General features: G+C 66.7%; 7 protein-coding genes. 2 read left to right on the top strand and 5 right to left on the bottom strand.

The annotated features are described in order from the left end of the window. Positions 1–14: 14 nt before the first annotated feature. The gene (locus CLV29_RS06150; RefSeq protein WP_133754094.1) at positions 15–2,603 is read left to right on the top strand and encodes a GNAT family N-acetyltransferase; all 2,589 of its coding nucleotides are present in this window, start codon (positions 15–17) and stop codon (positions 2,601–2,603) included. A gap of 34 nt (positions 2,604–2,637) precedes the next feature. On the opposite strand, the gene CLV29_RS16730 is transcribed toward CLV29_RS06150, so the two are convergent. From CLV29_RS16730 to CLV29_RS06130, 4 genes are all read right to left on the bottom strand, one after another. After that, complete coding sequence (locus CLV29_RS16730) at positions 2,638–3,402, bottom strand: NUDIX domain-containing protein (protein WP_243831760.1); 765 nt, start codon at positions 3,400–3,402, stop codon at positions 2,638–2,640. After that, positions 3,399–5,339 (bottom strand): 1,4-alpha-glucan branching protein GlgB, encoded by a 1,941-nt coding sequence (gene glgB, locus CLV29_RS06140; protein ID WP_133755072.1) that lies wholly within the window; start codon positions 5,337–5,339, stop codon positions 3,399–3,401. The genes CLV29_RS16730 and glgB overlap by 4 nt, the downstream gene beginning before the upstream one ends. Positions 5,340–5,404: 65 nt before the next feature. Continuing rightward, a complete protein-coding gene (locus CLV29_RS06135) occupies positions 5,405–7,555 on the bottom strand; it encodes an alpha-1,4-glucan--maltose-1-phosphate maltosyltransferase (protein WP_133755071.1) in 2,151 nt (716 codons plus the stop codon). 107 nt (positions 7,556–7,662) lie between these two features. Continuing rightward, positions 7,663–9,306, bottom strand: a complete 1,644-nt coding sequence (locus CLV29_RS06130; protein ID WP_133754093.1) for a gamma-glutamyltransferase family protein — start codon at positions 9,304–9,306, stop codon at positions 7,663–7,665. Between the two features lie 190 nt (positions 9,307–9,496). On the opposite strand from CLV29_RS06130, the gene CLV29_RS06125 reads away from it, so the two are divergent. Beyond that, positions 9,497–11,059 (top strand): AbgT family transporter, encoded by a 1,563-nt coding sequence (locus CLV29_RS06125; RefSeq protein ID WP_133754092.1) that lies wholly within the window; start codon positions 9,497–9,499, stop codon positions 11,057–11,059. A gap of 91 nt (positions 11,060–11,150) precedes the next feature. On the opposite strand, the gene glgX is transcribed toward CLV29_RS06125, so the two are convergent. Next, the gene (gene glgX, locus CLV29_RS06120) at positions 11,151–13,334 is read right to left on the bottom strand and encodes a glycogen debranching protein GlgX (RefSeq protein WP_133754091.1); all 2,184 of its coding nucleotides are present in this window, start codon (positions 13,332–13,334) and stop codon (positions 11,151–11,153) included. Positions 13,335–13,574 lie beyond the last annotated feature (240 nt).

Genomic DNA, 13,574 nt, shown 5'->3' with positions numbered 1-13,574 from the left:
GTCGAGCCCAGGCGGTGGAGGATCTGCGCCCGGTTCGCGACACCGATTCCGCGGCACTGATCGAGCTGATCGGTGGCATCTGGTCCGAGTATCCCGGGATCATCCTCGACGTCGACGCCGAGGAACCCTGGATGCGCTCCCCGGCCACGGCCTGGGCCGAGCATGCCGGTGACCTCTGGGTGCTCGAGCGTGACGGTGTGCTGGTCGCCAGCGTCGGCTGGCGGCCCGCAGCTGGTGCCGCCGAACTGAAATCGCTCTACGTTGCCGCGCAGGCTCGCGGTTCGGGGCTCGGCGCGGCGCTGGTCCGGGCGGCCGAAACGGCTGCCGCCGATGCCGGCTGCCGCGAGTTGATCTTGTGGACCGACACCCGGTTCACCGATGCCCACCGACTCTACGAGCGCCTGGGATTCAGCAGACGCAGTGACGTGAGAGAGCTCAACGACCTCTCCCAGACCAAGGAGTATCTGTACGTGAAGCCCCTGCAGGCACCGATCGCCGAGAAGCGGCCGGTCACCCGTACCCATCATGGCGAGACCTTCGTCGACGACTACGAATGGCTGCGGGACCGCGACGACCCGCAGGTGCTGGCGCATCTGCACGCCGAGAACGATTACGCCGCGGCGGTCACCGCCGGTCAGGCGAAGCTGCGACAGTCGATCTTCGACGAGATCAAGGCCCGTACCCAGGAGACCGATCTGTCGGTGCCACGCCGCCGGGGGGACTGGTGGTACTACGGCCGGATGGTGGAGGGCGAGCAGTACGGCCTGCACTGCCGGGTGCCGGCCGGTGGGCAGGACTGGACCCCACCGGTGATCGACCCGAACGATCCGCCGGCGCAGGAGCAGATCCTGCTGGACGAGAACGCCGAGGCCGACGGGCATGCCTTCTACTCCCTGGGGGCGGCGACGGTGAGCGACGACGGCAACCTGCTGGCCTATGCCGTCGACCATGCGGGCAACGAGAAGTTCACCCTCAAGGTGCGTGACCTGCGGACCGGTGACGAACTCGCCGACGAGATCCCGAACACCTTCTACGGACCGGTCTGGGCACCGGATGCCTCGGCGATCTTCTACCTGGTGGTGGACGATTCCTGGCGCCCGTACCAGGTGCGCAGACATCTGCTCGGGACCGCCGCCGAGGCCGACCAGGTGATCTGGACCGAGGACGACACGACCATGTGGACCGGCATCGACCGCTCGGCCGATCACCGGACCTTGATCATCGGCATCGGCAATTCCGAGGTGAGCGAGAACCAGCTGCTCGACCTCACCGACCCCGCAGCCGAACCGCAGGTGGTGCTCGGTCGCGACGCCGGGGTGCTGTACAGCGTCGAACCGGTCGACATCGACTCCCAGCGCTGGTTGATCATCACCCATGACTCCGACGGCGCCCGGAACTCGATGGTCTCGATCCTGGCGGCCGAGGAGATCTCCCTCCCGCGTGCCGAACAGGTCTGGCGTACCGTCGTACCGCATGACGACCGGGTACGCATCACCTCGGCCGTCCCGGCCGCCGGGCAGTTGTTCGTCGGCCTGCGGCGCGACACCGTTCCCACCATCGGATATGTGCCCCTGACCGAGATCACCGCCGGTGAGGTGACCTTGCAGACCCCGGAGTTCGAGGCCGAACTGCATTCGGTCGAGCTGATCGCCGCGGATCTGCAGGCGCCGCTCGTCCGGCTGGTCTACGAGACCTATCTGACCCCGGCACGGGTCTACGATTTCGTACCCGACTCCGCAGAACTCCTGTTGCGCAAGGAGAACCCGGTACGCGGTGGATACGATCCGCAGGCCTATCGCGCCGAGCGGGAGTGGGCGAGTGCCGCCGACGGTACGCAGATCCCGCTGACGGTGATCCGGCGTGCCGATCTGAGTCCGGACAACGGGCCGCACCCGAGCATCGTCTACGGTTACGGCAGCTACGAGATCTCGATGGACCCCGGCTTCAGCATCTCCCGGCTGAGTCTGCTCGACCGTGGTGTCGTCTATGTCATCGCCCATGTCCGCGGTGGTGGGGAGCTCGGGCGCGGCTGGTACGTCGAGGGCAAGAAGCTGGCGAAGATCAACTCCTTCACCGACTTCGTCGACTCCACCCGGTACCTGATCGATGCCGGCTGGGCCGATCGGTCCAGGATCGGCGCCATGGGCGGTTCGGCGGGCGGCCTGCTGATGGGCGCGGTGGCCAACCTCGCCCCGGAGCTCTATGCGGTGATCGTCGCCCAGGTCCCGTTCGTCGACGCGTTGACCTCGATCCTCGACCCGGACCTGCCGTTGTCGGCGCTGGAGTGGGAGGAGTGGGGAAACCCGATCACCGACCCCGCGGTCTATGCCGCGATGAAGGCCTACACCCCCTACGAGAACATCCGGGCGGTCGACTACCCCCGGATCGCCGCGGTCACCAGCCTGGACGACACCCGGGTGCTCTTCGTCGAACCGGCCAAGTGGGTGCAGCGGCTGCGGGAGGTGAGCACCGGCACCGAGCCCATCGTGTTCAAGATCGAGATGGACGGCGGACACGGTGGTGGTTCCGGTCGCTACAAGGGATGGGAAGAGGTCGCCTGGGACTACGCCTTCCTGCTCGACGGCATCGGCATCACCGAATGAGCCGGCCGACCGCGGTGGGCTGAGTGGGCTTGTCTCAGCCCACCGGGTTGCCGTCCTCGAGGTACCAGGTCCGATTCGGTTCCGATTCGATGTGTTGCAACCGCCGGGCGGCCCCCGGGCGCAACTGGTCCAGGGCATCGGCCGCCCGGCGCCAGTGCACCGATTCGATCTCCGAGGGCTGCAGCACCATCGAGTCCAGCTGCTCCTCGCTGAGCACCCCACCGTCGAAGATCAACTCCACGGCATCGTCCCAACCCAGGTAGGGCGGAAGCCAGTCCACGGCGAGGACGTCCCCGAGCTCGACCTCCAGCCCGAGTTCCTCCAGCACCTCCCTGGTGGCCGCGGTGTGGGGGGATTCGAAGCGCTCCACCACACCGCCGGGGAGTTCCCAGTCGGGTTTGAACAGGGTCTGGCAGAACAGGTACTCCCGGCCGCCCTCACGGTCGCGGTGGAACAGCACATGGGCGATCGACCGGGTACGCGGCAGGACCGAGTTCATCACCGCCGAGAAACCGGACTGACCACCGGTGTCGTCCTCCCGCAGGCGGCCGTACAGATCGACGTCGACCGTCGACCCGTCCGCCCCGCGGCCGGCGCGCCGGCGGGTGCCCTCGAGCCGGAACCCCGCCAGATGCAGCGCTCGGCGTACCACCCGGTCGGGAGCGGCGACCTCGACCTCCACCCGTTCGACCTCGGCCAGTGCCCGTTCGGCGGTCTCCCGCAGTTCATCGGGTTCGGGGGACCGGTCCCAGACCAACCGGGCGATCCGGTCGGCACCGATCGTGCAGTCGATGTTCACCGATCCGACTCGTGTCCCGGGTTCTGCTCGACCGGGTCCTGGCTGAACCAGACCGCTCCCATCGGCGGGACGACCACGCTCGCCCGTGCCGGGAAGTCGTTCCACGGTTCGGCGAGCGCCTCCACCTGGCCGAGGTTGCCGTACTTCCCGGTTCCGTCGTAGATCTCGGAATCGGTGTTCAGCACCTCGTGCCAGCTACCGGTCGACGGCAGGCCGATGGTCATCGCCTCCCGTGGTACGGGCGAGAAGTTGATCACTGCCGCGAGTTGCTCCCCGCCGGTCCCGCGGCGGAGGAAGGAGATGGTGTTGCCCGATGCGTCACCGGCGTCGATCCAGGCGAATCCGGCCGGGTCGCTGTCGGCGGTGTACAGCGCCGGGTGTGAACGGTAGACCCGGTTCAGGTCACGCAACAACAACTGCAGTCCGTGGTGACCCCACAGGTCGCTGACCCACCACTCGAGGCTGACCGCTTCGTTGAACTCCGGCCGTTGGCCGAACTCGGATCCCATGAACAGCAACTGCTTGCCCGGGTGGCTCCACATGAAGGCGTAGTAGGCGCGCAGGGTGGCGAACTTCTGCCAGTCGTCGCCCGGGACCTTGTTGATCATCGATCCCTTGCCGTGCACCACCTCGTCATGGCTGATCGGCAGGATGAAGTGCTCACTCCAGGCGTAGACCAGACCGAAGGTGAGGTTGTTGTGGTGGTACTGCCGATAGATCGGGTCGTCCTCGATGTAGGACAGGGTGTCGTTCATCCAGCCCATGTTCCACTTGAAGGTGAAGCCCAGGCCGCCTTCCTCCACCGGCAGGGTGACTCCGGGGAAGGAGGTGGATTCCTCGGCGATCATGGCGATCCCGGCAACCCGCTTCTGCAGGTGGGAGTTGACGTAGCGCAGGAAGTCGATCGCCTCCAGGTTCTCCCGGCCGCCGTAGATGTTCGGCACCCACTGGCCCTCCTCGCGGGAGTAGTCCAGGTAGAGCATCGAGGCGACGGCATCGACCCGCAGCCCGTCGACGTGGAACTCGGTCAACCAGTACAGCGCATTGGAGACCAGGAAGCTCTTCACCTCGTTGCGGCCGTAGTTGAAGATGTAGGTGCCCCAGTCGCGGTGCTCACCCTGGCGGGGATCGGCGTGCTCGTAGAGGGCGGAGCCGTCGAAACGTCCCAGACCCCAGGAATCCTTCGGGAAGTGACCGGGAACCCAGTCCATGATCACTCCGATACCGGCCTGGTGCAGCCGGTCGATCAGGTGGCGAAGATCATCGGGGTTGCCGAAGGTCGACTGTGCCGCGAAGTACCCGGTGACCTGATAGCCCCAGGACGGCTCGTAGGGATGCTGGCTGAGCGGCAGCAGCTCGACATGGGTGTACCCCTGCCAGGTGACGTACTCGACGAGTTCCTCGGTGACCTCGCGGTAGCTCTTGCCCTTGCGCCAGGAGCCGAGATGCAACTCGTAGATGCTCATCGGTTCGGCGTGCAGATCTGCCTCGGCCCGGCGCTCCAGCCATTCCTGGTCCGACCAGGTGTAGTCGGATTCCCAGACGATGGAGGCGCTCGCCGGCGGGATCTCGGCATAACGGGCCATGGGATCGGCCTTCTCCAGCCATTCGCCCCACTGGGTCTGCACCGAGTACTTGTAGAGCGCACCGGCACCGACGCCGGGGACGAAACCGACCCAGACGCCGGTGCCGGGCAGCAGTTCCATCGGCTGGCCGGACCAGTCGTTGAAGTCGCCGTGGACCGAGACCGCCTTGGCCTGCGGTGCCCAGACCGCGAAGCGGGTGCCGCTGACCGGACCCTCGGGACCGTCGACGGTGACCAGGTGGGACCCGAGCCGCTTCCAGATCTCGGTGTCGGCGCCGGTGTGGAAACCTTCCAGGTCCCAGCCGGCGAGACCGCCGTAGCGCAGTGCATCGGTTGTCGGGTCGTCGGACATGGTCACCTCAGATTCTGTCGGATTCGACCGTAGCGTCAGGCCACGGGCGGCTGGCGGCGGGGTGCTCAGTGGGTGCCGTCGCGCCGCACGGTGAAGATGTGCGCGGGTTGGGCCGGATAGAGGCGGACGTAGTTCGATTCACCCCAGGTCCAGCTCTGGTGCGTCAGCTGATCGGTGACGGTGATCGTCTCCCCGCGCTGCAGTCCCATCGCGGCGAAGTCGAGGTAGACCTCCGACTCCACGGTCTCCTGCGGATTCAGCGAGACTGCGCAGAGGACCCGGTCGGCCGAACCGTCGGCGGTCGGCACCTGTTTGGAGAAGACGATCACCTGCGAATTCGGCGCGTGGTGGAAGGTCAGGTTCCGCAACTGCTGCAGCGCCGGGTGCTCGTCACGGATCTCGTTCAACCGGGTGAGCAGGATGTTCAGATTCGGCTCGGCGTCGTAGTCCCGTGGTCGGTACTGGTACTTCTCGGAGTCCAGGTACTCCTCGCTGCCCGGACGCACCGGCAGGTTCTCGAACAGTTCGAACCCGGAGTAGACGCCCCAGGTCGGTGACAGCATCGATGCCAGCACGGCCCGGATGGTGAAGGCCGCCGGTCCGCCGTCGACCAGGTAACCGGGCAGGATGTCGGGGGTGTTGACGAAGAAGTTCGGCCGGAAGAAGCTGTCGGTCTCGGTCGTCAGCTCGGTCAGGTACTCCTCCAGCTCCCACTTCTCGTTGCGCCAGGTGAAGTAGGTGTAGGACTGGTGGAAACCGATCTTCCCCAGCGCATGCATCATCGCCGGGCGGGTGAAGGCCTCGGCCAGGAAGATCACCTCGGGATGCTCCTTGCGTACCTCGGCGAGCAGCCAGGCCCAGAAGTTGAGCGGTTTGGTGTGCGGATTGTCGACTCGGAACAGGGTGACCCCGTGGTCGATCCACAGATTGACGATCCGCAGCACCTCGGCATAGATCCCGTCGGGATCGTTGTCGAAGTTGATCGGATAGATGTCCTGGTACTTCTTCGGCGGGTTCTCCGCATAGGCGATCGTGCCGTCGATCCGGGTGGTGAACCACTCCGGATGCTCGCTCACCCAGGGATGGTCCGGTGAGGCCTGCAGGGCAAGGTCCAGGGCGACCTCCATCCCGAGGTCCCGGGCGTGGTCGACGAAGGCGTCGAAGTCGTCGAAATCACCCAGATCCGGATGGATCGCGTCGTGACCGCCGGTGGCGGCACCGATCGCCCACGGCGATCCGGGATCGTACGGTCCGGGGGTGAGGGTGTTGTTCGGGCCCTTCCGGTACGCCTGACCGATCGGGTGGATCGGCGGCAGGTAGACCACGTCGAAGCCCATCGCGGCCACCTCGTCCAGGCGATCGCGGGAGCTGCGGAGAGTGCCCGAGGTCCAACTGCCGTCCGGGTTCTGCACCGCGCCCTGGGAGCGGGGGAAGAACTCGTACCAGGAGCCGAACAGGGCCCGCCGGCGATCGCACCAGATCGGGATCTCCGGGGTGGGGGTGACCAGCCGGCGTGGGCCGTACCGGGCCATCACCTCGGCCAGGTACGGGTCGTCGGCCAGCTCGGCCAGGGCCTGGGGGAGGCGGTTCGGGGTGAGTGCGTTCGAGGCCTCGGAGAGGAACTTCAGTGAGGCCTGATCCCGTGCCGTACGGGCCTGCTCGGCTGCCCATTCGAAGAGCTGGCGGCCCTCGGCGCAGACCAGTTCGGTGTCGATCCCGGCACCGAACTTGACCACTGCGGCGTGATGCCAGGTGCCCCACGGATCGTCCCAGGCCTCGATCCGGTAGGTCCACGGGCCGGGGGAGTCCAAGGTCACCGTCGCCAGCCACCCGTTCAGACCCTCGGGCCCGTGTTTGGCCATCGGGACCTGCCGCTCGCTGCCGTCCGGTGCGGTGAGCAGCACGGTGGCATTCACCGCATCATGGCCTTCTCGGAAGATGGTGGCGGTGATGTCGAAGGATTCGCCCACCGTTGCCTTCGCCGGATAGGCACCGCCCTCGATCACCGGTTCGACGGCGGTGATCGGGATCCGGCCGAACGGCGTCCCGTGGGCCTCCTGGGTGGGATGTGCCAGCACCGGCTCCGGGTGGTCGGGTTCGGGTGCTCGCAGGTCCGTCGGGGAGACCGCTGCGGCAGCATCGACGGCGACGCTGTCCGAGGAGGCAGCAGCCGGAGTGGTCACGCTCGGGTCGGTGTGGCCGGGATTCTTGCCCATGGCGGAGCTCGGAGGAGTCACGAGACCACGGTATCGGGTGATCGCTTCGGTGGTCAGGCCCTGCCACCCATCCGACGCCCGGGCCGGACACTTCGAGATCGCCCGGGTCAGCCGATTCCGGCGGCGTAGCCGTCGCGCTGCGGATCGGCTCCACCACGCAGTCCGTCGTCGAAACGGGTGATCAGGTGCACCCCGGCGAAAGCGTAGGAGAGGGCGGAGCGGCGTACCTGATAGCCCTGTGCGATCAGTGCGGTCTCGGTGCGCCGGGGGATCCGGTTGGAGATGTCGATCGCATTCGAGGTGGCCACGGCGCGCGGGGCGCTGACCGCCTCGGCGGCCGACATGCCGAAGTCGAGGACATTCGAGATCGCCTGGGTGATGCCGGGGGTGATCCAGGAGGCGCCGGGTGCTCCCACCGCCATCACCGGTTCGTCCTCGGACAGCACGATCGTCGGGCTCATCGTCGAGTTCCGCCGCAGGCCCGGGGCGATCGAGTTCGTCCGCCCCGGACGGGGATCGAAGGTGCTCATCCCGCCGTTGAGGATGAAGCCGGTACCCCGGGGGATGTAGCCCGAGGGGTTGCCCAAGGTATGGGACAGGGCGACGGTGAGCCCGTCGGCATCGATCACGTTCAGGTGGGTCGTGTGTTGCGACTCCGCCGGCTGCGGGGAGACCCGTCCGGCCTCCAGGTCGTATCGATCACCGGCCCGGATGGCAGCGGCTGCGGCGTCCAGGCCGGCAGGTTCCAGCAGCGCGTCGTAGTCGGCGTCGGTGACCGAGGCGGAGTTCCACAAGGCCTCCCGGTCGCCCATCGCACGTTTCATCGCCTCGGTCAGGATCTGCAGGTGGTCGGCACTGTTGTGCACCAGCTCGCCGAGCGGGAATCGCGCCAGGATCCCGAGCGTCTGCAGCAGCTGGTGCCCACCTCCCGGTGAGGGCGGTGCACACAGCGTCAGACCCCGGTAGTCGGCGCGCAGCGGCTCCCGGTCGATCGTGACGTAGTCGGCCAGGTCCTCGGCGGACAGGAACCCGCCGTCGCGGGCGATCGAGTCGACGATCACCCCGGCCAGTTCGCCGCGGTGGAAGTCCTCCCCACCGCGCTCGGCGATCAGTTCCAGGGTCTCGGCCAGTTCGGGGTTGACCACCAGATCACCGAGCCGGGGGAGTGCGCCCTCGGGTCGGTAGATCCGTCGGCCGTCGGCGGTCACCCCGAGTTTGTCGGCGAAGTCCATCCGGCCGTACTTGGCTTCGTTCTGGATCAGCACCGTCTGCACATGCGGGCGGACCGGCCAGCCCGTCCGGGCCAATCGGATCGCCTCGGCGAACAGGTCGGACCAGGGCAGGGACCCGAACCGGTCGTGGGCCTGCATCAGGGTACGCAGGGTGCCGGGGGTCATCACGGCCTGCGGTCCGGTCTCGTTGACGAAGTCCCTGACCCGGAATCCGAATCCGTCGGAGGTGATGCCCAGCAGGTCCTCGGCCCAGACGCCGTCGCTGATCCCCGACGGGCAGGTGCCCAGTCCGTCGATGATCAACTGAGTGCCGTCGGGCAGCCGCAGTTGCATCAGCGCGAAGCCACCGACACCACACATCAGCGGATCGACGACACCTTGCACGAGTGCGGCTGCGACGGCGGCGTCGACGGCGTTGCCACCCTCGGCGAGCACCACCGCACCGGCATCGGTGGCCTCCGGTTGCGGGGTGACGATCATGGACCGGTGGTGCTGCGGACGAGCTTTCGGAGCTCTCATCGATTCTCCTCGGGAAGCTGTCGGGTGTGCCGACTCGGGATCAGCTTCGGTTCGTTGATCTGCTGTGCCCGGCGATCATCATCATTATGCTTGCCCGGGTGACCGATGCTCGACAGGGTCGATGACGAATGGGTCGGAGAAGACGTGACCCCCGCACCAGCAGGTACGACAGATCCCCCGGAGGTACCCGATGGCCAAGTCCACCACGACCGCGAGTGAGGATGATCTCGGACCGCTGATGCGGGCGCTGGTGATCATCGAGAAGCTCGGCAACAAACTGCCGCATCCGTTCTGGCTCTTCCTCGGCCTGGCGGTGATCGTGATGTTCGTCTCCGCCATCTGTGCCGCTGCCGGGGTGTCGGCGGTGAATCCGGCGAGCGGGGAGACCGTCGCGGTCTCGAATCTGTTCTCCACCGAGAACCTGCGCGCCGTCGTCGGAGGTGTGGTGACCAACTACGTCGAGTTCCCCGCACTCGGCCTGGTGCTGGTGGTGCTCTTCGGTGTGGCTGTGGCAGAACGTTCCGGGCTGTTCGCGGTGGTCATGCGCGGCGCACTCCGTTCGGCCTCTCCGCGGTGGGTGACCGCGGTGGTGGCGCTGGTCGGTACGGCCTCGTCGATGGCCTCGGACGCCTCCTACATGATCGTCATTCCGCTGGGCGGGATGGCGTTCAAGGCGGTCGGCCGGAACCCGGTGATCGGTTGTGCGGTGGCCTATGCCGCGACCGCCGGTGGCTACTCGGCGGCACCTTTCGTGAACAGCCTGGACGCGATCCTCGGTGGCCTCACCACCTCGGCAGCACACATCGTCGACGACAGCTATGCGGTCACCCCGGTGGCCAACCTGTACTGGAACTTCGTCTCCATGTTCGTGGTCACCCTGGCGATCACCCTGGTCACCGAACTCGTGCTGAACAAGCGCGGGGACCAGATCGAACTGGATGCCGATGAGCAGGACCAGGACGACGAGGAGTTCACCCGATCGGCCACCCCGCAGGAGAAGCGTGGCATGTGGATCGCCCTGGCGACCCTGATCGGTTGTTTCGTGCTGCTGACCGCGCTGGCCTGGCCGAGTGGCTCCTTCCTCCGCGACGCCGAGGGCGGGTTCTCCACCGATTCGGGGTTGATGGCCGGGATCGCCGCCATCGTCGGTTTCGGCTTCTTCCTCGTCGGCATTGCCTACGGGGTTGCGGTGGGGGAGATCAAGAAGGCCTCGGAGATCCCGGAGATGGTTGCCGACGGAGTACGCCCGTTCGTACCGGTGCTGGTGCTGTTCTTCGCCGCCTCGCAGTTCCTGGCGCTGTTCAGCGAGTCGAACCTGGGTCAGGTGATCGCGATCAAGGGGGCCGAGTTCTTCGACAGCATCAACGCGAGCAAGTTCGTGATCCTGCTGGGCGGATTCCTCCTGGTCGCCGTGGGGGCCTTGATCATCACCTCCGGCTCCGGGTTGTGGACGTTGCTGTCCTCGGTCCTGGTGCCGATGTTCATGTTGCTCGGGATCTCACCGGAGACCACCCAGGCGATGTACCGGGTGGGTGACTCGACGACCAACATCGTCTCCCCGATGAGCCCCTACTTCGTACTCATCCTCGGCTTCATCCAGCGGTACAAGTCCAACGCCGGCATCGGCACCTTGTTGTCGCTGACGATTCCGCTATCGATCACCATGTGGGTCTTCTGGGGTGCGGCATTCTTCCTCTGGTGGGCGCTCGGCATCCCCTGGGGGCCGAACGCACCGATCGACTACGTACCCTGACGCGTTCGGTGCCGGTCGGCCGGTCGATTCAGGAATGATGCGACGGGCCCCACCGAGACAGTGCTTCGGTGGGGCCCGTCGACCGACGCGTTCAGCGCGGGCCGGGACGACCTCGCTGGCTCGGGTCGCCGGCTTCACCCGCCGCCGGGCGGCGCAGCTCCCGGTTGGGATCGGCGGCGGCCCACAGCGGCACCTCGGCCTGGAAGACCGCCACCGTGCGCCCCGGCAGGTGGAAGGTCGATCCCGGTGCGAGCACCTCCGAGGGCAGCTCACCGGGCGGGCCGGTCTCGATCCGCAGCTGCCAGGAGTTCGCCCACGGCTGGTCGGGCAGTACCACGTCGACACCGACATCGGAGGAGTTGAACCAGCTGAGGAAGGCCACCCGGCGATCCGAGACGTACCATCCGAGGAGGCGGCGGGAACCGTCGGCCCAGTGCACATCCGACATCTCCCCGTTCTCGGAGAACCAGGCGATGTCCTTGCGCCCCAGTGGTTTGCCCTGCAGGTCGTTCATCTCCCGGCCGTAGTGGAAGCTGTTCCGCCGCAGCACCGGATACTTCGCCCGCAGTTGCAACAGCGCCTTGGTCATCGAGTGCAGTTCGGCATAGGGCTCCAGCAGATCCCAGTGGATCCACGACAGCGGGCCGTCCTGGCAGTAGGCGTTGTTGTTGCCGTCCTGGGTACGGGCGAACTCGTCCCCGGCGGTGATCATCGGCACCCCGACCGCGAGCAGCTGGGTGGCCATCAGATTCTTCATCTGCCGCATCCGCAGGGCATTCACCTGCGGATCGTCGGTCTCACCCTCGGCCCCGCAGTTCCAGGACCGGTTGTCATTGGTCCCGTCCCGGTTGTCTTCACCGTTCAGTTCGTTGTGCTTGTCGTTGTAGGTGACCAGATCCCGCAGGGTGAAGCCGTCGTGGGCGGTGACGAAGTTCACCGAGGTGGTCGCCGGACGTCCTTCATGATCGAAGATGTCGGTGGAACCGGCCAGCCGGGTGGCGAGTTCGTCCACCCCGTCGACCTGGCTGCGCCAGTAGTCACGGATGTAACCGCGGAAGCGGTCGTTCCATTCGGTCCAGCGCTGGCCCCAGTTGCCGACCTGGTAGCCGTAGGGGCCGAGGTCCCAGGGTTCGGCGATCATCTTGATCCCGGCGAAGTCGGGATCCTCGGCGATCACCCGCTTGAACTCGTGACCCTGATCGACACCGTGGTGCTCGTCGCGGATCAGCTCGGTGGCCAGGTCGAAACGGAACCCGTCCACCCCCATCTCGGTCACCCAGTAGCGCATCGAGTCGATGATCATCTGCAGCACACCGGGGTGGGAGGTGTCCACGGAGTTGCCGCAGCCGGTCACGTCGTAGTCGTTGCGCAGATCGTCGGTCAGCCGGTAGTACCCGGCGTGGTCGATACCGCGGAAGCTCAGGGTCGGTCCCTCGTGCCCGCCTTCACCGGTGTGGTTGTAGACCACGTCCATGATCACTTCGATCCCGGCCTCGTGCAGGGCGCTGACCATCTGCTTGAACTCGCCCACCTGCTCACCGAGGGTGCCGACCGAGGTGTAGGCCGAATGCGGGGCGAAGAACCCCAAGGTGTTGTAACCCCAGTAGTTGGAAAGGCCGCGGCCGATGATGAACGGCTCGGAGATGAAGTACTGCGCTGGCAGGAGTTCGATCGCGGTCACCCCGAGATCGACCAGGTAGTCGATCATCGCCGGATAGGCCAGACCGGCGAAGGTGCCGCGCAGATGCTCGGGCACCGCCGGGTGGGTCCGGGTCATGCCCTTCAGGTGTGCTTCGTAGATCACCGTCTCCGACAGCGGCCGTCGACGGGCGAGCGGGGTCGGCGGTGGTGTGGGGGCGACCACCACGCTCAGCGGTACCGCCTCGGCGCTGTCGGTGGTGTCCAGCTCGAAGTCCGAATCCGCGGTGTGGTCGAGGATCGGTCCCAGGTAGTCCACCCCGGCGGTGATCGCCTTGGCGTACGGATCGAGCAGCAGTCGGGCCGGGTTGAAGCGGGCACCGTCGTCGGGGTCCCACTCCCCGTGGACCCGGAAGCCGTAGCGCTGTTCGGCGCCGACGCCGGGGACGAAGACGCTCCAGACCCCGTCGGCGTCGGACCGGACCATGTCCAGGTTGCGCTGGCTGCGGTCGGCGGCGACCAGCGCCACCTCCACACGGGTGGCACGCGGGGCCCAGAGGGCGAATCTGGTTCCGCCGTCGCCGATGTTCGCGCCCAGGATCGAGGAGTTGATGATGGGCTGCGCGGTGTTCGTCATGGTCCCTTTCCAGTGCCGGAGCGCTCGATCGCGCTCCGGGCGGCGGTATGGCCTTCGTCTGCTGATACGGATGCACGGTCGACGCTAACCGCATCCTGTTCTAGCGTATTCGTGGCGTTGAGGCGTGTTCATCGGGGTGAGCCCTCCCCTCGAATCCAGTCTGAACGCCCGCTAAGCTGGTCTTCGGCCCACCGAAGTTACCTGCGAGTACGGCGGATCGGTAGGTGGGTCCCGACGACG

This window comes from Naumannella halotolerans, from assembly GCF_004364645.1.
Lineage (GTDB): Bacteria > Actinomycetota > Actinomycetes > Propionibacteriales > Propionibacteriaceae > Naumannella > Naumannella halotolerans.
This window is presented reverse-complemented; position numbering and strand designations above follow the sequence as displayed.

Coding starts and splice junctions, on each gene's coding strand:
- glgB (WP_133755072.1), bottom strand. CDS start 5,339: ATGTCCGACGACCCGACAACCGATGCACTGCGCTACGGCGGTCTCGCC.
- CLV29_RS06135 (WP_133755071.1), bottom strand. CDS start 7,555: ATGGGCAAGAATCCCGGCCACACCGACCCGAGCGTGACCACTCCGGCT.
- CLV29_RS06130 (WP_133754093.1), bottom strand. CDS start 9,306: ATGAGAGCTCCGAAAGCTCGTCCGCAGCACCACCGGTCCATGATCGTC.
- CLV29_RS06125 (WP_133754092.1), top strand. CDS start 9,497: ATGGCCAAGTCCACCACGACCGCGAGTGAGGATGATCTCGGACCGCTG.
- glgX (WP_133754091.1), bottom strand. CDS start 13,334: ATGACGAACACCGCGCAGCCCATCATCAACTCCTCGATCCTGGGCGCG.